Raw genomic sequence first — 18,815 nt, 5'->3', positions numbered from 1 at the left:
CCGATCTCTAGAAGGTTATTACAAGATTACTTGGATGCTTTAATTATACCCTGTAAGATATTAAAATAAAGCGCACGCGTACCCTATGTACTAGAACCTAACGTCTTTATCTTGTATTCTCTGGTTTCGGTTCACTCCGCAATATATTTTTAGCAGGAATACCTACTGCCGAAGCATTATCCGGCACATCCTTTACCACTACAGACATGGCCCCGATATTAACATCGTTACCAATGACAACCGGTCCAAGAATCTTGGAGCCTACTCCAATAAAAACTCTGTCTCCAATCACAGGCTCTCCTAAGTTATTTCTCCCGCCAATCGTCACTTGATGAAAAATAGTAGCATGGCTTCCAAGCACCGCTTTAGGACTAATGATAATCCCATTTAAACCATGCGGTAAATGAAGCGCATCACCAATTTGAGCTTGAGCGTGAAGCTCTCCATTTGCAAGAATACGGACAAAAAGCACATCCATTATTCGATATAAAAGCCACAAAGGTTTTCGCACGATGCCATTCTTCACTCGATAATACACCCAATTTCCATAACGATAAGTAAACAAGGCCATAATCGTTTGAGGATTTTTCAGATTTGCTTTCCAGTCCGTTTTGAATGATTTCATCATTTTATCGTTCTCCTTTTTAGGGGCTAGGGTATGCACTGTATTCTGGAGTAATGAAGGGCAGCTGTGGATAAAACATCTGGGAGGATCGCGGGCTGGAGGGTCAGTCGGTGATTGTACTTTCACCAGTGTAAGATAGATTTTGAGATTCATCAAGCAAGTGGACAGTTCTCTCTATATAATCATCAACCGATTTAGAGGCTTGTTAAACAACAACACGCGCCGAACAAAAAGATCGGCGCGTGTTGGAAAGCATATTTTCTATTAAATCAGATCCAGAACAATCACATTTACGGAATTGGCAGCTAGCTTCACAACTGCCGTGTCTTTATCAATTACGATTTCTGTTTCGACTGGTGTAACCTTCTCATCATTTTTTCTGTTCACATTAGGTGTGTGAACCAGCGAGGCGTCTCCGGTTAAGGTAATCCGTTTACCAGTAGCAGCTACTTTTAAGCCTTTTAGATCAAGCTTCGTTGCTTTTTCTACACCATCCGCATTTACAAGCTTCACATAAAGATGCTTATCATCTTTAGTTACGGAATTATATACCTCTCTGTTATAAGCCTCAAGCTTATAATCCAGTACTTTGCTTGTTACCTTGCCATCTGTATAAGAGCAAATCAAATGTTTGCCATCTGCTCCACCATAATTAACGGTGATAGTATATTCCGTATGATCCGCAAGCTCTTCATAGCAACTGGCTCTCAGGTTACCAGCAGCGGTACTAGAGGAATAATCGCCGAGAGTATAAGCCTCAATCCCTTGCTTGTACACCTTGACTCCTGTGGCATCACCATTATAGCCAATCGCATATTCGATGACATCTTTATTTTCCGGTGAGATTTCTGTCAGACCTGCGCCTACATAGAAGCCATCTTCGCCAGAAGCTTTTTCAGCTACAACCTCTACTTTATAATTAGTCCACGCGTCATTAAGGATATACAATCCATTCAGTCCGCCATTCTGCGCTTTCAATACCAGACCTTTGGAAGGATCAATCGTATATCCGGCAGAGCCAGGAATCACTTTCCAAGCTTCATTCAGCGGCTGCGTGAAATCTTGATCCAACCAAACACTGCCATCTACATTCGAGGTCACTTTCACCCGTTTCACGATCACAGCTGATTTCCCGGCAGCCACTTCAATTCCTCCATGAGGAATGAGGTCTACCTTCTCCCCGTTGCGATAAGTCGAAAATGAGGTGCCAACCACTTTGGTTCCCAGGTATTTAGCATACAGCTGCTGAACATAATAGTTCGGTGTGTACCATACGGTCTCATCATCGAACCAGATGCAATCCGGTGTCCATCTATAGGTGCCATCTGTCAGAACCTTGTTGAACAATGGTGCCGTTGCCGCCAATCTAATCACATCAGAGTTATTCTCGAAGCTGGACATAATCGCTGCCTCAGCAACAGCTCCTGCCAATGTGTTTTTATCTGTGGAAGCATATTCACCCACAAAAACCTTTGAAGTTTCAGCCTCATCCAAGCTGCCGTCTTCCTTATAGGCTCTGTAATAGTAGTTGTAACGATCAGCATTCTCTAACAAATACTCATTGGAACGGTAGTAATGCTCATCCGCAATGGTATCCATGTAGTTCTTTTGTTTTTCGTACCAGGTAACAGTCTCTTCGATGCTCGATGTACCATCCGTAAAGCTGATTTTTTCCGAGCCCTGTAAATTTCCGCTTAGGAATTTCCAACCTTGCTGGTAAGCATCATCATCTGCCTGTGCACCCACGGTAGAGAGAATAGTCAATTCATGATCAGGATAGTTCTTCACCATATACTCATCAATCACTGTTTTAAAATATTCGAAGTTGGCAAAAAACTCTGTACCCCAGTTTTCATTCCCCACACCCAAATAACGCAGGTCAAACGCTGCTTCATGGCCCATCTTTTTACGCAATGCAGCCCACTCATTATTGTCAAAATCCATGCTAATCGCAAAATCAATCAGATCCGTAAAGTTCTTCACATAATAATCTCTTAACGCACCGCCAGCTGGATTCGCATAATCCGAACGAGCTTGACAGAGTACGCCGCAGGCCATAACCGGAAGTGGTGTTGCGTTCAAATCCTCGGCTAATTGGAAATACTCCATATATCCAAGACCCATGGTCATCATGTAGCCCCATACGTTATAGTTCTCTTTGCGCAATTCGATATCGTTGACGGACTCTTTCCAATCGTACACGTTCTCCCAAATGTGAGAACCTTCAGAAATACAACCCCCAGGGAAACGCAGGAATGTAGGATGAAGATCAACGAGTGCATTCACTAAGTCTTTTCTTAATCTATAGTTTGGATTTCCTTTATAGTTAGCATGAGCTGTAGCAGAACGTTCCTCTTCACCAGCGCCCCAAACGTCATCAGGAATTAAGGATACCATATCAATGGAGATCTCACCGTTAAAGGTTAACGCCAGCTGACCAAGCACAGTTTCAGACCCTGTTAATACAAGCTTAGAATCGACACCATACTTCTTCCAGTTGCCGTCACCGTTTACTTCAACAATTGCAGTATCGCTGATGGCTTTACCGTCTTTGTCGAGCAATTGCAAGGTAATTGTGCCTGCTGCTTCTGCCTTCGCCCAGATTGTGAAGTTGTACTTGGCATCTTCCTTAATAAACATCGAGCAGTGCTGATTGGAATCCGCAAAACCTCTATTATTAATAGTCGCGCCATCCGCTACCGTCACATAATGAGCATTCATATCTTTATCTTCGATGCCGAAGAAATCGTTTAATCCGCCTGTATTATGGACAGTCATTTTCTCTGTATCCCCAGACCATGCGTGAAGAGGTGTATAATTTCTTCCGGTGGAAGCACCATGTACACCACATACATGCGAATAGCTGTCAAAAGCAAAAGATTCGAAGGAGCGATTCTGCACTAGCTCTGCATAGATCCCACCGTCTGCTGCGTTGTTAATGTCCTCATAGAATAAACCATATAGAATTTGGCTAACATCCAAAATCTCCTGATTACCATCAATAGTTAAGGTGTATGGTGGCAAATCTTCCGGAAGCACAGACACCGTGAAGCTCTTTTCTACTGTACTAGCTCCCTTTTTCAAATGTGCTGTAAGCGTTACGCCTTGAGCAGATTGAACTCCTTTATTCACAACACCTTCATTAGAAATGACTTTGGAATCGCTGGATACCCAAGATACGTCAACTTTTCCGCCCATCAGCGAAACTGGCAACTCAATATCTTTGGTAATGATCGAGCTTGGGAAGGTTAAGTATTTATCTTTTGCAAGCTTTACGATATCTTCATCCGTCAAAGATTCGCACATGATTTCAATCACTTCATCTTGAGTTAAGCCTGCTTTATATACACGGAAGTCCGAAATATAGCCGCTAAAATCAACATCTGCCGCGTATTGGGATTTCCCGATTGTATTATTGCTATAATTCTGTTGATCTTCAAAAGTAGCAAACCATGTACGCAGCTTAGCATATGTGCCACTCGAGGTTTGGCTGATCATTCCATCCGCAACTACTTCACCATTTACATACATCACAGGACCTGCACTGCTTAGTGTTCCACCTTCTGTACCTGTAACTGCAAAGGAAACATGTACCCATTCATCAGTCGCAAAGGATTTCCCTGGATCTGCGATTAAGTCTTCCCCTGCAAAACAAGTCCCCCGCAAATTGCGAGTTACGAAAATATAAGGTCCTGTTTCACCTTTACCAAAATCAAAGATTCTTTCCCATAAGCTTGAAGCTTTGCTTACATACATCCATGTCGAAATTGTAATTCCTGTATGGTCACTGACCTCTTTAAGCAGATCGTTAGGTAATGAAATATAGGATGTGCCATGTTCTCCCCCAGCAAGCGAAACAGCTTGTCTACCTGCTACGGATTTAATAGCCGGCAGCGTAGTACCTGAAGCGGTTCCATCATTGCCGTTCCCCGAGAAATCTTGACCCACATCCTCTAGATTATCAAACTTATAGTGCGCAATTAGACTACCATTAATAAATTTGTTACCGTTGTCATTTTTCATAAAATATCACCTGTTATCTTTATAGTAGAAATCTTAAAAACCTAACTGTATTAGTTCATTGCCGTTTATACGAAACATAATAACATATTTTATAGTCAATTAATATATTAACCAATTAATATTTATGTGAAATAAAAGAAAACAATTTTTATAATCAAATATTACCAAATCAATCATTTATTCCATGGTAAAATATCTGTTAGTTAATAAAGGAGTGGTGAAAGTTGAGCGAAGCTGTGAATGAAAAGGCCAATTCTAGTGATTTATTTACGATTGATTGTAAAGATATTTTTCTGCGGGAATATAGTGTGGAGGATTTAGAGGAGTTTCATGCGCTTACTCTACAGCCTGAAATTATTGAATTCTTGCCAGATTGGAATGTTCCTAAAGAACAACGGTTGGACTGGTTAATAAACTATGAAATAAAAGAGAACCAGCAGTTTCTTCAAGTGATCTCAGCGGGCGGAGATATCGGAGAGCTTCGTCTTCGTTTAGGCATTATTTTAAAAGTGTCCGGTGAGTTTATTGGTTGGTGTTGTACAGGAATTAAGGAGGAATTGCCCGTTCCTAACAGAGAGATTATGTATGCCATATCCAAGGATCATCGCGGTAAAGGCTACACTACTCAAGCTGCCAAGGGATTAATTAAGTATTTGTTTGATAATAGCTCTACCGATGTATTAAACACCATTGCTCTGAAACACAATATCCCGTCTAATAGAGTCATTCAAAAATGTGGTTTCGAGCTTCTTGACGAGATTACAATTGAACATGAAGACTATAATTATTACCGGCTTTCCCAGCAACAGTGGGATGAACAGGTATGATGTAAATAGCGCCTTACACTAAAAAACCTCTGTATGGGAAATGGAGATTCGGTCCATTTACCAAAACAGAGGTTTTTATTGTGAATTCATGATTGATGCTTCATGCGAAGCATTTGATCCAAAAGCTCTTTCACATCTTTTTCTGGAAAAGCTGCAAGCAGGGTCTCTTGAAAGGTATCTTGTGCACGAAGGAGCTTGTCTTCGCCAATGGCAGTCAAGGCAGTATAGATACTTCTGCGATCAGCATCACACGCTTTTCTTTCTAAAGCGCCACAGCCTTTGGCCTCAAACCGACTAACCAGTCGGGAAACTGCACTCTGGCTTAAACCCACCATAGCTTCGAGTTTCTGCAATTTCAGTTTCTTCTCCGGCGCTTCCGATAAAAATAACAGCAAATAAAATTCTTTTAAGGATAAGCCATGTTTGGCTTGTAGATTAGCTTCCAATTCATTCGTCACATTCATTTGTATATGCGTTAACGTCAACCAACTCGTTATAAGGTCATTGTTAAGAATGTCGTCCATTTTATTATTCATCTCCCGGGTGTATGGCTTTTCATGATTTTTTCCTTCTATATAATAGTACTACAATCCACAAGCATACATAAAGTATAGGTTCGATACTTATACTTTATTTTATTTTAAAAAAGAGGAGAGACCGTTTCTCCAAGAAGCCGGCCCCTCCACACTTTACAATTATTTTGTTTGGACTTCAGACTTCATACCATTTATATTAGTCTTTACCCATTAATTCTTGGAAACCCGAAAGTATACTGTCTAGGAATGCCGGCATCTTTCTGAAGTTCAACCCCAGCTTCCAGCGTCCAGTATGGATTTCTCAACATGCCCCGGCCCACGGCAACAAGATCAGCTTCCTCATTCCCAATCACGGCATTAGCAAGTACAGGCTCATCCAATCTGCCAACCGCAATAACCGGAACATTCAAGCCATACTTGATTTCTCTAGCCAAAGGAACCTGATAAGCTGCATGCGTCCCTGGTTTCCCGGCAGCTGCGATAGGACCTTCACCACCTGCACTGATATGGAAAATATCTGCGCCCGCTTCTTTGTAAGCTTTACTAAATTCCAAGCTTTCTTTGATACCGTACCCGCCCTCAACATATTCTTGGGCGGAGATACGCATAATCAATGGCATTCCTTCCGGCATTTCACTTTTTGCTGCGCGAATGACTTCTGTACCAAACAGTGTTAAATCCTTGCCGTATTCATCTGTTCTTTGATTGGTTAGAGGGGAATGGAACTGATGAATAAGATAACCATGCGCTCCATGAAGCTCGATAACATCAAATCCCGCTTGTATCGCCCGCTTCACGCCCAACCGGAATTTCTCAACCATAGCTTTCACTTCTTCAGTTGTTAATGCACGTGGTGTTTTGGAGTCCGCGTCAAAAGGAACGTTAGATGAGGATACAGGAACTGCTGCATCTTCTGCTTTACGTCCGGCGTGTGCAATTTGAATACCTACTTTAGCGCCATAAGAATGACAAGCTTCAACGATTCTGGCCAGTGCAGGAATTTGCTCATCAGACCAAATGCCAAGATCAAAATCAGTAATCCGTCCATCAGGCTCCACGTCCGTCATTTCAATAATAATTAATCCGGTTCCGCCAACGGCGCGGCTTACGTAATGATTATAATGCCAATCCGTAGCAATTCCGTCTTTGTTAGACACTGAATACTGACACATTGGAGGCATAACCACGCGGTTCTTCAGTTTCAAATCCTTCAATTCATACGGGGTGAACAAGTCCTTCATGATATCTCTCCTCTTTATAAAAAACTAAGTATAGTATGATCAATGCTTCCAGTGAACATGAGTTTCTAAGTTCATCTTATATATAATATTTATAAATGCATGCTCATGCATGTATATTATTATATAACAGCGATGGTGTCAACCGTGAATAATCTTCTGCTTAATGGAAACTCCATGTATTGTTGAAACTTCTACCTTGAGGTAATATATGGATATCTATTTTTCTTTGAAAGGATGACCTCACTCGTGGACAAAAAGCTCTTACAATCGCATAGTATTTTCCCTACCTTGAATATTGAGCAAACTGCTGCCTTCTATAGCCAGTACTTAGGTTTTAAAGCTGTGCCCTATTTAGATACACAAGAACCACATCTTTGTTTGTATCGCGACGATACAGAGATTATCCTTACGCAATCCCATGGACAAAAGGTCATTCCCAATCGAGAGTTGTACGGTTATGGATACGATGCCTATTTCATTACGAAGCAGCAAGAAGAGTTGGAGAAGGAGTTCGAAGCCGCCGGTGTTCATATTGTTCGTTCTTTATCAAACACCGATTATAATAACAAAGAATTTGTGATCGAAGATGTAGATGGTCGCTGGATTGCTTTTGGAATCAAAAAATAAAAAAAACGGCTCTCAGCCGTTTTTTCTTGTATTTAAAAGAGTCCCCATAACTTCTTACAACTATTTTTACGGGAAGGATCCAAAACATCCGTAACCCCAATCTTATTTAACTTGTGTAGTAACTCTTCCTCGCTATGCTTGATTTTATAATCTAACTCCTCCCCATAGAGCGGAATTAACGTATAAAAGTGCACCACTTTCTCACGGGTCATTTCTAAATTAAAGAAACCGGCTTTATCTTTTACATCTGGAACCCAAACGAACATCCCTTGAAATCCTGTATCCTCACTATAAGGCTGGGCGGGATTACCGTTCACAAGCGTATGCCCCATATAAAGCCATGTATTATATTCATGCGGAAACCTAGCCATTGTTTTCAGGGCCCGAATCGGCCAATAATTCCGTTCATCCTTAAACGCCTCATCCGACAGCTTCCAGGTAGGAGGGAGACAAATCATTATTTCAGCATATTGATATTCTTCTGCACCTTCTGGCACCGTCATCGGTAATTCGCTCATTCCAGAAGTAATTAAAGTATAGAAGTTCCGCTCAGGCGTCGGATCAAGAATTAGAATATCTATCGACAGAACACCTGAAATAATTTCTTTAAAAACATTATCAATAACACCTATGTATTTTTCAATATGATTACATATTTTCTCATTAGACTGAGCAGAATGCATTCATAATTCCCTCCCTTATATATGTTTATCGGTATAAACAAAGGAGAGTTTATTGCTAATTTACAGAATTTCTTCTCCACTACCATGGATCTCACAAAAATCTTTATGAACACTACTAATTAATGCCGAATAACCTTGCCCCTGATCTAAAAGATGTTCCAAAAGGAACTTACTTATAAGCTCATTTAAGCAAGTATGAATTTCACAGGTTCTTTGTTTTAAAGTCTCTCCTTCCTCAAAAAGGGGCAGATCGCTAAATGACATATGTGTAGCATTTCGTATTTTTAGAAAAGATTTATATCCGTTCCAATTCTGAAAAAGCGCCTCTTGTCCTTTGATGAAATCATTTGCCAGTTTCTCCTGTAATATATTACTTAAGGATTCTAAGGTCGAGGCCTTTTGCCTTAATACAAGAAGCGGCACAGTATTGTTCTTCTCTTCATTCTCAATATATAAGTGCATGCTTGCATCTAATAAAATAGCAGCTTTAATTCTATCGTCTTCCATAGTTAAATCTAATGCAGTAGCACCGCCGATGGAATGGCCGATAATACCAATCTTATTCATATCAAATAAGCCCTTCACATCTTTATCCATAGAATTAAGCGTGGACAGGTGATCCAGAACGTATTGAATATCTTTTTTTCGAATGGAGATTAAGTTATGTAAATCGGTATAATCCGTAGCTTTTATTTGCCTCATGGCTTCGGATTGATTAATAAATCCACCACTAGGGCAAACAGTAAACATAGCTTCGTACGCAGCACTGACCGTTACCACTATGAAACCTTGCTTGGCCAACGCTTCTATATTATAAATATACATATCTCTATCTAAACCTAATGCAGGTGAATAGATGATGACTGGATAGGAGCGTTTGGATTTGCTTTGAAAGGTTCGATCGCTGATTGAGGTAGATAATGTATTTATGATTTCCATATTCATGCCAATATCTTGTAGAAGCTCTCTCGCCTGTTGTTCACAGGGCCCGAAAAGCTCCATATACTTCATTGCAGATGCGTTTTTATTTAATACACCCTCTGTATCCGGATAATAAATACTTATAACTATTTTCCTTCCCTCTGACTCTTCTTGGAACGTTTCCGTGCGTGTGTAATCCTTCAATAATTCAACTTTTCGAAAAACTTCCATTGCTCCACCCCATTCTTCCTAATATTCTATATTTTAATTGATTTTCCCATTTACTGAAATGCAATCTCCTTAATGTCCATAATAATGTCGATTACAATGAATGGAATGAAGCTGTATGAACGGTTATAATACCTAAGTGCATAAGAAATCTCTAAAAACTTCAGGGATGTGGAAAATTTAATGGTGAATAATTCAGCATATACACTTTATTTACGTGAGGATTGGAAAAAACTAAGCGATTTCACCGCTATCCAATTATCAGAAGAAGAACTTATGGAAGTCCAAAGTATTAATGAAAAAATCTCCAGCGAGGATGTTAACGAGGTCTATCTTCCTCTGTCCAATCTGCTAAATCTGCAACTTCTATCTGCTCATAAATTTAATGAATCTATAAATCACTTTCTGAACAATGATGTAAAAAAAGGTCCATTTATCATAGGCATCGCGGGAAGTGTCGCTGTTGGCAAAAGCACTACGGCCAGACTCCTACAAAAACTTCTCTCACAATTACCTTCCCATCCAAAGGTAGATTTAGTTACGACTGATGGGTTTCTACATCCCAACGCAGAGCTGGAAAAGCGCGGTATAATGACGAAAAAGGGCTTTCCTGAAAGCTACGACACGCGTAGTTTAATTTCTTTTTTAACGGATGTGAAGTCTGGGGTGCCGCGGGTCCAAAGCCCTGTATACTCTCACTTAACTTATGATATTGTGCCAGATGAATATATTACGATTGAGAATCCGGATATTCTAATTGTTGAGGGCTTAAATGTTCTTCAGACTGCGATTACAAATAATCATAATATGCCTAACTATTTTGTATCTGATTTCTTTGATTTTTCTATTTATGTGGATGCTGATGTGAACGATATCGAGACATGGTACATTGATCGGTTTATTAAGCTCAGAGATACTGCCTTCCAAGATGAACAATCTTATTTCAAAAAATATGCACAGCTGTCTCTAGAGGAATCTATTGAAATCTCAAAGCGGATCTGGAAAGAAATAAACTACGTTAATTTGCAGCAAAATATTCTGCCCACCCGAAATCGTGCGGATCTTATAATGCATAAGGACAACAATCATCACGTAGATCGAATTAAGCTGCGAAAATAAAGATTGAAGTCCTTAGCCGACCAAGTTGCTGAGATTCAGCACTTGGTTTTTTTGGTGCTCACATCAAATTGGGTGAATATTCTGGGTTTAATGTCTCTGTCCTCTGATCAAGGCGAACGTATACTGTGGTACATTCGTACACAAACGTGAAGAGAGGATAAATCAAATGATCGATATCGCCTTGGCTTTTCAAGATAAGGATGGGAAATATGCTGAACATGCCGGAGTCGTTCTAGCGTCAATTTTTCATCATACGAGTTCCCCAATTCATATTCATATTTTACATGATGTTTCTTTAAGTGAAACTAATAAGCGCAGGCTTAGCGCATTAACTACAAAACATAATCATACCCTTAGCTTTTATTCAATCACTATGCCCGATGATCTAACTCAGGTGTTAGCCAATGTTAACTCCATTAATGTATGGACGCAGGCATGTATGTATCGATTGCTTCTTCCTGCACTAATACCCGTGGACAAAATCATCTATCTGGACTGCGATGTATTAGTGAATATGGACATAACTGAATTATGGCAGGTTGAACTGGATGACAAGTATTTGGCCGCAATTTGGGACCAAGGGATTAGAGAGGTTGCTCATATTGTGAGCGCTAAGGGATTAAATCCTGAGCTTTATTTTAATTCCGGAGTGATTTTATTTTCTTTGCATAATATCCGCCAGAATACCAACTGGTACGAAGAAATGCTAACCTTCCTACGTACCTTTCCTGATGTCACCATGCCAGATCAGGATGTTCTGAATGCGGTTTTTGGTGGGAATTACCTCCCCCTTGATATCCGTTTTAATTCGTTCAACACAAACATTCCGGACCATGATTTCACTAACAAAATCATCCATTTTGCCGGAGATGATAAATGCTGGAATAAAGATTCCGCGGGTTCATCCCTATATCAGCAATTCCTAAAGCTAACCCCTTGGAGAATCACTAGAGCCAAAATCAGACGAAGAAAACGGAAAAGCAGCCCTTTAAAACCACACCTCACCCGAAAAAGAAACAAGCAGAAAATAAAAATTGTTCAGTTGAACTTAACCCCTATTTTTTTATCCGATTTAAAACAAATTAGACCGATTAGACCGATTAGAAAAAGCCCCATTTGATATGGGGCGGCATTCTTTAGTTCACTTTCGTAAAAAACCATTTCTGAGCATCACTCCCGTTATCTGTCCACTGCTGGACAGCTGCGCCATCGGCTGTTGATGCTCCGGATACATCCATGGCTAATCCGCTCACTTTTGAAATAAGCTTATAATAGCCCCCTCCGACATCAATAATGCTCCATCGCTGAGCGTTGGTACCATTGTCATCCCACTGCTGCAGCTGTACACCGCTCGCGGTTGATGAGTTTGGCACATCCAACACTTTTCCACTATGCACTGCCGTAAGCTTGTAATAACCGTCGCCTGTACTCTCCACTTTAAATTTCTGATTATTGGCAGTGTAATTGGTCCATTGCTGCATTTTCGCCCCGCTTGCTGTGGATACATCCACTACGTCCAGAACCTTACCACTAGCCTTGTCAGCTAAAGTGTAAATCCCACCACTAACAATGCTTGAGGTAGGCGCAGCCTGATACACACGTACGTAATCAACCAGCATTTGAGCTGGGAAAGCAGTTGAAGCATTTGGACTTCCCGGCCAATTTCCACCCACGGCAAGGTTTAGCAGGATGAAGAAAGGTTTCTGGAACTCCTCCGTATTTCCGGTTCCGTTCTCAATATAAAAAGCATTAAATGGGTTGCCGTCTACAAACCATCTTATATAATTCGCATCCCATTCCACGCTGTACACATGGTACTGTGAGAAATCGAGGTTACCAGACACCTGACCGTACTCGGCATGCCCATTGGCATCCCAATGTACCGTCCCATTAACAAAAGCATTATTGTTTACACGCTCCATAATGTCCGTTTCCCCAGATTTCGGCCAACCCACTGAATCAATATTCGCCCCAAGCATCCAAAATGCTGGCCAGAGTCCCTGTCCTGAAGGCAATTTGATTCTAGCTTCGATTTTTCCGTAGGTGAAGCTTTTGAGTCCCTGTGTTTTGATCCGTGCAGAGGTATAATTCATCCCCCCGTACGACTCCTTTTGTGCAGTAATCACTAAATTCCCACCTGTTACCTGCAGGTTCTGCGGGCGACTGGTATAATACTGAAGCTCATTGTTTCCCCAACCTCCGCTACCCGTACCTATTTCCGCCGACCAATTATTAGTGTTCAGAGAATTCCCATCAAATTCATCGCTCCATGCCAGATTCCAGCTTGATGCCGCGCTTGAACTCCCTGTAGGTACCCAAGCAATTAAGAGGGTGAACAGCAGAAATAGACTTAACATTTTTCCTTTTCGTAACATCGTCTTTTCCTCCTACTGATTTCATTGCGCGGCGCGCTCGCACATTTGAAACCGGTTTCGAATATTGGATAAAACAAAACGTTATCCCATAAACAGCTATAACAGCCGGAGTCAGGTTAACGCCTCGCTTCATTTGATGTGTACGTCTTTTCTAAACGCAATATGCCAACATTTCGATTAAAGGGACCATTTTCCATAGTTCTGCATGCTTAATGTCCAGGTTTTCTCTGCGTATTTCACCGTCGCCATACTCTCAGAGAGCGTCCATGCTATACCAACATACTGATCCATATGATCGTCAAGGAATGATTTCCAATGTTGTCCTCCGTCTATCGTTATAAATAACAATGTATGTTCTTTTTCAACGAGCCGAGTAATTAAGATTCCTTGATCCTTCGTAAGAAAGAGGGGAGGATAAGCATAGATTTGCGAGTTTACTAACTCACCCGGCACTGTGACTGTCTGTTCACTCCAGGTAACTCCACCATCCATTGTTTTATATAAACCAACCTTTCCCTCCCATGGAGCATTCGTTGTAATCCAGCCTTCTTTTTCATTAACAAAAGTAAGTCCCGATTTCACCCCGCTAGGAAGAGTACTTCCTGCTTGTAAGCTATCCCCAATCTCCTTCCAAGTCTCTCCCCCATCACTAGTTGCATAAAGCTCCATATCTTCGCGTGACATCCCTTGAAAATGATAGACTGCTTTCCAACCTATATTTTTGTTGAGGAACACAGTATCTTCTCTGCGGTTATCTGGAGAATCAGTATCAGCATTCAAATTTGTATTTGGATTAGGATTAGGAGAAGGAGAAGTTTCCTGATTAGAAGTTGGATGAGGGATTGGAGTGGTATTGGAACAACCAGATGCTATCACTGCAGCAATTAGTAGTATTGAAACTAGATATTTCATCTTGTTACCACGCCTTCGTTTATTTTTCTAAAAAAGTATAGTGGTGCTGTGCATATAGCTTCGTCCGCAAACGTATTCAGTAAATGAAATTTTATCCTAAAATATCTGAAAAGTATTTACAGTTTCTTTATATAATCCAGCTACACCAAGTCCTATCGGACCAAGGAGACGTTATTGGTTCATTTTCAAGAGAATTCTTCTGTTAACGGACTGAGATGCAACTATTTAGCTAATCCTCCTACTTTTATAGGCAATAAACAGACAATAAGGGCTATACGGTCCGCGAGTTCGGTAAATAGAGCTAAAAAGCAAAGATAAGCGCTATACAGTCCGAAGATGAAGTGAACGAAACCTTCAAGCAGCAGGTTCTCAGCCTATAGTAGATATGAATGAATTCATTGAGCAAGGATCTACTCTTTGAATGTCAAAAGAAAAAGAAACGGCATTTCTGCCGTTTCTTTGGGTTATGGATGGTCAGGGCTCAGAGCCTGTTTTACTCCAATCCATGTTCTCTGCGGATGTTATACATACCCTGAACAAGCAGCTCAGATGGATCCCGGTTCAATTGCAAATGGGTCAGCAACAGATGAAGCGGGAATGCACATACGTTATTCCCATCGGTGATCGCTGGAAATCCAGCCTCGAAGACTGGTCCCAATTTCTCGTTCCAAGCTAGCCCGACATGCACTTTTTCTGGAGCAAATTCTTGGGTAATTTCCTCAATACAAAGCGGAACTAACACATTGTCAATGATCCCTTTTGCTTCTTCTTCACTTGCTGGTGGTTTTGGAAGTGTTTTGCCTCCCTCAATCTTCATCAGCTCAACGAAGAATGAGGCCATCCATGCTGCCGGATCCTTACCCGACTGGAATCTTGCAATTAACTCGCGCAGAAAAAATCCGCAGGAATACACCTGATCTAATTCAGTTTTCACGTGAAAAACAAACACAGGGCCGTAGGCTTCCATGTTCAATACTTGTCCTTCAACATCTTTAAAGTGTACTCTCAATGCTACAAGGCCGTTATGGTGAACAGCCTTTAGCAGCTGTGCCATATCCTCTTCAGACATTTCTGTATTATCATTTACTTCCTCATTCTCATTTGTTATTTCATTTTCATTAGTCGTCTCATTGTTCATTTTATAATTCCCTCCCATACCTATCATACCATCTAGCGAATTGAACGAACACTTTATAATAGAACAATTTCTACCAGATTGCAGAGAAAACAAAAAAACGGCAGCTTTGCCGTTTCTCTGTTCGTCTCGCTGGAGCTCAATAGCTAGATCATATCCCTTACTTTCTTCACTATTTTACCAGTTAATTGATTAATATCCCCCTCATTTAACTTATAAGCTGAGGTATCTTTACGTGCAGGTTTGTGATCTGCCGATATCAGATCTGCGATATGCTGCTCGATGAATACAACAGGATCTGCTCCAGTTCTTTTTCTGAGCTCCCCTGGCACCTTCGGATTTGGACCGTCAGCTCCGCCACTGATTGAAAGGTAACCATACTTTTGCGGATTTTTCTTCAAATCCTTTAAATAGGCACGGAGCGGTGTGGCCACTTTCCCCATCCAAACCGGTCCAAAAAATAGGATAATATCATATTTTCCTATTTGCTCAGGCTTCGGTTGAACCAACGGTATCCTGTCAAAAATCATATCGAAGGTAATCCTACCGTGTGTTCGGGGTTTGGCTTCCGAGATTCGGATATGTTCAGCCGACAACGCATTCGCCACACTCCTTGCTAATGCTTCATTATTACCTGTGAATGAATACGAAATGACTGCAATGTTCATATAAATTCTCCTTAAAATGAATTATTTCGTCTCCGCCTGCTGTAGGGCATTTTCGAGTGCCTTAAGATGTATTTTAGAGGTAAGCGTTGCCCCGCTGATAACGTCCACCTGAAGAGACTGCGATTCAATCACATGACTAAACAAATCACCAATGCCTAGACCATCCTTCAGTTCAGCAGGGTTCCCTGTTTTGTCCAAGGCACCTTTGAGTATTTTTATATCTGTCAGCCGTTCAGCAGATATTATTGCCCTCACCTTGGTATCTCTGGAATGATCTTTGATGCCAATGTATTCCCCCACATAGGTACCCTCCCGCAGATTCTGTATATCTATGACGTTGATAGTAAGCTGCTGAACCTCATGCCTTCCCGGAGCAGTCAAGAGAATACCACCTATCCAACCTATGACTGTAATCACGCATAGAATGCTGAGAACAATAATCCATTTATTGAATTTTCGCTTTTTTCCTCTTCTCTTACTCACCTGCTTGCCTCCTTCCTTTGGATTTCAATTTCGAATGAATATTTAATTATTCATTCATTTTACAAGAAAAAAAAACTGCACCATAAGTGTATTAGGGGCAGTCTGTCAAACCCTTCATGATTAGTTCCAGCATATTGTCCAGAAGTTGTGGAAAGTGCTCCAGCCCGATTTCTTCCTTGTGGGTTTCCACATTAATCATAGCGGCGAAAATCATCATAATCATTTTACTATCCATATCGCTGCGCATTTTACCATCGGCTTGCCACTGCTTAATGATTTCATGGAAGCTATCATACAAGAAGTCGTTTACCTGAATGTTGGTTTCTTCCCGGTACAACTGTTCGATTTTTGCGAAAACACTTTTGTTATACCATTCCTTAAGAATGGGGTTGGCTATCATACCTTCCAAATTAAGCGCCATCATCTGCCGTATTACTGCCAGTGGGCTTTGGCTCATATCGAGCGATTGCATACAGCTTTTTTTGAGCTTTTCATTTTCCTCTAAAAAAATATCCATAAAAAGCTTTTCCTTAGAGGGATAATAGTTGTAAAAACTTCCTACAGCTATTCCAGCCATTTTGGTAATGCCAGAAACATTAGTATCTTTAAAGCCTTTATTGCTAAATAGCTCTTTCGCGCATTCGTATATCTTTGTTTTTTTGTCTTCCACTTTTCGCCTCTCCGTGAATGAATAATTATTTTTTCATTCATATCATAGTGTTAACAGCTTGGTATGTCAATGCAAAAATAGATCACCAAAAGCATTAACATCTATAGCATCACCCAAATTAGGTTGGAGTGCCCTCTTATTGCGCAAGAATTAGAAAAATTCTGACTAATCATTCTAATCTTTGCCAAAATGCTTAATTACAACATTATTAAAAATCGCGGTGCCACCTTCAGAAAACAAGGTAATGCCTTGATCATTTATTTCCGGGAAAATTTCATTAGAAAATACAATTTCACCATCATCTATAAAAACTTCAATACTTGTTCTATCCACAAGGATCTTCAGATGCACTTTTTTCTTGTTCACATCAAAGGGGGCCTTGCTTTCAAGATATCTGTCACTCTTATCAGGTTGTCCAGTAAAGGCTCTGTTAACATAAGAATATTGTCCTTCAACAAACACTCCTACATCCACATGGCGCGTCTTATCTGCTGATTCACGAAGTCTTAAGCCTACATTGGTAATCTCTGACCAAGATAGATCTGCATCGAGCTGGTAATTTTCACCTGTGATATCAAGTGTTGACGAGCCGTTCACTTTTATTTTTTGCAAGGAATCCGTTGAAGTTACCATTTGATCTAATGCTTCGATGGGCTGTGATACTAACTGATACGATTGCTCTTCATCTCGTGTTAATTTTATTTGACGCACGATTGAATCCATTCCGTTAAAACCTTCGTTAAGATTGGGGGTAACATGAGGGTAATCCCAATTATTCATCCAGGCCAAAGCATATCGATGATTGTATTGATCCTTATCCTTTCCCTCTTCAAACGTTACAGCGCCATACCAATCAAATCCATAATCTAGCCACTGTGGTTCATGATAATCCGTGATAAATTCATTCCCATTAAAATCTCCAGTCCAGTAGGCATACGTGTTGGGTTTACCTATCGACTTACCATTTGCACTGACCCCAAGAACCCATTTATAAGTGCCATCATTCGCCCGCATCATATAGAAGTCAGGACACTCCACAATTCCGATATTTTCTGTTTCGAAGCCGCTTGTGTAGTGCCAATCCTTTAAATTGTCAGACTCGTAAAAGCCTACTTTCGTACCTTCGGCTAGTGTCATCACCCATTTATGAGAATGTTGATCCCATATTATCTTCGGATCTCTGAAATCTTCTGTGCCCGGATTTGGCAAAATAGGATCATCACTATAAGATTTAAACGTCAGCCCACGATCCGTACTGAACCATAAATATTGTTCTTGCTTCCCCGCCTCTGCAGAGGGCTGTGTTAAAATCGCCACAATTGCCCCTTCGCCAAAACCTGCTGTATTGCTATCGTCAACAACAACAGATCCTGACCAGGGATCACCATTGGGTGTTGTATATTTTGGAATCGCAACGCCTTCATCTGTCCAGCTCACCAAATCCGTTGATGTGGCATGTCTCCATTCTGTACCATTTCCATCCGGGTAATCAGCATTATAGAGATAATAGTAATGATATTTACCATCAAAATAAATGGGTTTTTGCGGATCGTTTTTCCAATGCTCAGGTACAGTGAAATGATAGCTAGCCCGAGTGGTAGGTTTATGATCAGGAACGTCGGTCCCCGGCTTATTCTTCTCTCCAGCGCCATAAGTTACTAATACTATTGTCACAATACAAATTAAACAAAGGATTAATATAGTGATTCCTATCATTTTTTTCTTATTCAAAATATACCTCG

General features: G+C 40.7%; 17 protein-coding genes. 4 read left to right on the top strand and 13 right to left on the bottom strand.

From position 1 onward, the window contains the following. Positions 1-106: 106 nt before the first annotated feature. Together NSQ50_RS09460 and NSQ50_RS09455 are read right to left on the bottom strand one after the other, a co-directional pair. The gene (locus NSQ50_RS09460) at positions 107-628 is read right to left on the bottom strand and encodes a serine O-acetyltransferase (protein ID WP_076107531.1); all 522 of its coding nucleotides are present in this window, start codon (positions 626-628) and stop codon (positions 107-109) included. Positions 629-889: 261 nt separating this feature from the next. After that, on the bottom strand, positions 890-4,648 hold the full coding sequence (locus NSQ50_RS09455; protein ID WP_076107533.1) for an alpha-L-arabinofuranosidase C-terminal domain-containing protein: 3,759 nt from the start codon (positions 4,646-4,648) through the stop codon (positions 890-892). 224 nt (positions 4,649-4,872) lie between these two features. Here NSQ50_RS09455 and NSQ50_RS09450 point away from each other — a divergent pair, with 224 nt between their 5' ends. Continuing rightward, positions 4,873-5,475: a GNAT family N-acetyltransferase gene (locus NSQ50_RS09450; protein ID WP_244886454.1), complete on the top strand. Its 603-nt coding sequence runs from the start codon at positions 4,873-4,875 to the stop codon at positions 5,473-5,475. Between the two features lie 86 nt (positions 5,476-5,561). On the opposite strand, the gene NSQ50_RS09445 is transcribed toward NSQ50_RS09450, so the two are convergent. Together NSQ50_RS09445 and NSQ50_RS09440 are read right to left on the bottom strand one after the other, a co-directional pair. Beyond that, entirely contained in the window at positions 5,562-6,011 is a 450-nt protein-coding gene (locus NSQ50_RS09445) for a MarR family winged helix-turn-helix transcriptional regulator (RefSeq protein WP_244886453.1), read from the bottom strand. Positions 6,012-6,214: 203 nt separating this feature from the next. Next, positions 6,215-7,252, bottom strand: a complete 1,038-nt coding sequence (locus NSQ50_RS09440; protein WP_036679236.1) for an NADH:flavin oxidoreductase/NADH oxidase — start codon at positions 7,250-7,252, stop codon at positions 6,215-6,217. Between the two features lie 246 nt (positions 7,253-7,498). On the opposite strand from NSQ50_RS09440, the gene NSQ50_RS09435 reads away from it, so the two are divergent. Beyond that, entirely contained in the window at positions 7,499-7,879 is a 381-nt protein-coding gene (locus tag NSQ50_RS09435; protein ID WP_076098496.1) for a VOC family protein, read from the top strand. 32 nt (positions 7,880-7,911) lie between these two features. On the opposite strand, the gene NSQ50_RS09430 is transcribed toward NSQ50_RS09435, so the two are convergent. Together NSQ50_RS09430 and NSQ50_RS09425 are read right to left on the bottom strand one after the other, a co-directional pair. Beyond that, the gene (locus tag NSQ50_RS09430; protein ID WP_038569717.1) at positions 7,912-8,562 is read right to left on the bottom strand and encodes a suppressor of fused domain protein; all 651 of its coding nucleotides are present in this window, start codon (positions 8,560-8,562) and stop codon (positions 7,912-7,914) included. 60 nt (positions 8,563-8,622) lie between these two features. Further along, positions 8,623-9,714, bottom strand: coding sequence for an alpha/beta hydrolase family protein (locus tag NSQ50_RS09425; protein WP_038569715.1), 1,092 nt, complete (start codon positions 9,712-9,714; stop codon positions 8,623-8,625). Between the two features lie 180 nt (positions 9,715-9,894). On the opposite strand from NSQ50_RS09425, the gene coaA reads away from it, so the two are divergent. Further along, positions 9,895-10,830, top strand: a complete 936-nt coding sequence (gene coaA, locus NSQ50_RS09420; protein ID WP_036679230.1) for a type I pantothenate kinase — start codon at positions 9,895-9,897, stop codon at positions 10,828-10,830. Between the two features lie 166 nt (positions 10,831-10,996). Beyond that, positions 10,997-11,950, top strand: coding sequence for a glycosyltransferase family 8 protein (locus tag NSQ50_RS09415; protein WP_052096920.1), 954 nt, complete (start codon positions 10,997-10,999; stop codon positions 11,948-11,950). A 16-nt stretch (positions 11,951-11,966) separates the two neighbouring features. On the opposite strand, the gene NSQ50_RS09410 is transcribed toward NSQ50_RS09415, so the two are convergent. The 7 genes from NSQ50_RS09410 to NSQ50_RS09380 form a co-directional block, all read right to left on the bottom strand. After that, positions 11,967-13,205 carry an RICIN domain-containing protein gene (locus NSQ50_RS09410; RefSeq protein ID WP_036679228.1) on the bottom strand — a complete coding sequence of 413 codons (1,239 nt, stop codon included), beginning with the start codon at positions 13,203-13,205 and terminating at the stop codon, positions 11,967-11,969. 177 nt (positions 13,206-13,382) lie between these two features. Next, positions 13,383-14,117: a WD40/YVTN/BNR-like repeat-containing protein gene (locus tag NSQ50_RS09405; protein ID WP_036679227.1), complete on the bottom strand. Its 735-nt coding sequence runs from the start codon at positions 14,115-14,117 to the stop codon at positions 13,383-13,385. A gap of 493 nt (positions 14,118-14,610) precedes the next feature. Further along, positions 14,611-15,255, bottom strand: a complete 645-nt coding sequence (locus NSQ50_RS09400; protein WP_036679224.1) for a hypothetical protein — start codon at positions 15,253-15,255, stop codon at positions 14,611-14,613. A 143-nt stretch (positions 15,256-15,398) separates the two neighbouring features. Continuing rightward, positions 15,399-15,920, bottom strand: a complete 522-nt coding sequence (locus NSQ50_RS09395) for a flavodoxin family protein (protein WP_052096919.1) — start codon at positions 15,918-15,920, stop codon at positions 15,399-15,401. A 21-nt stretch (positions 15,921-15,941) separates the two neighbouring features. Further along, on the bottom strand, positions 15,942-16,403 hold the full coding sequence (locus tag NSQ50_RS09390; RefSeq protein ID WP_036679218.1) for an FMN-binding protein: 462 nt from the start codon (positions 16,401-16,403) through the stop codon (positions 15,942-15,944). Between the two features lie 91 nt (positions 16,404-16,494). Continuing rightward, positions 16,495-17,073: a TetR/AcrR family transcriptional regulator gene (locus NSQ50_RS09385; RefSeq protein ID WP_038569710.1), complete on the bottom strand. Its 579-nt coding sequence runs from the start codon at positions 17,071-17,073 to the stop codon at positions 16,495-16,497. Positions 17,074-17,247: 174 nt separating this feature from the next. After that, positions 17,248-18,789 carry a glycoside hydrolase family 32 protein gene (locus NSQ50_RS09380; RefSeq protein ID WP_038574312.1) on the bottom strand — a complete coding sequence of 514 codons (1,542 nt, stop codon included), beginning with the start codon at positions 18,787-18,789 and terminating at the stop codon, positions 17,248-17,250. Positions 18,790-18,815 lie beyond the last annotated feature (26 nt).

Source organism: Paenibacillus sp. FSL R10-2788, from assembly GCF_038003885.1.
Classification (GTDB): Bacteria; Bacillota; Bacilli; order Paenibacillales; family Paenibacillaceae; genus Paenibacillus_AQ; species Paenibacillus_AQ odorifer.
The sequence above is the reverse complement of the archived record's forward strand: the minus strand, read 5'-3'. Positions and strand labels throughout refer to the sequence as shown.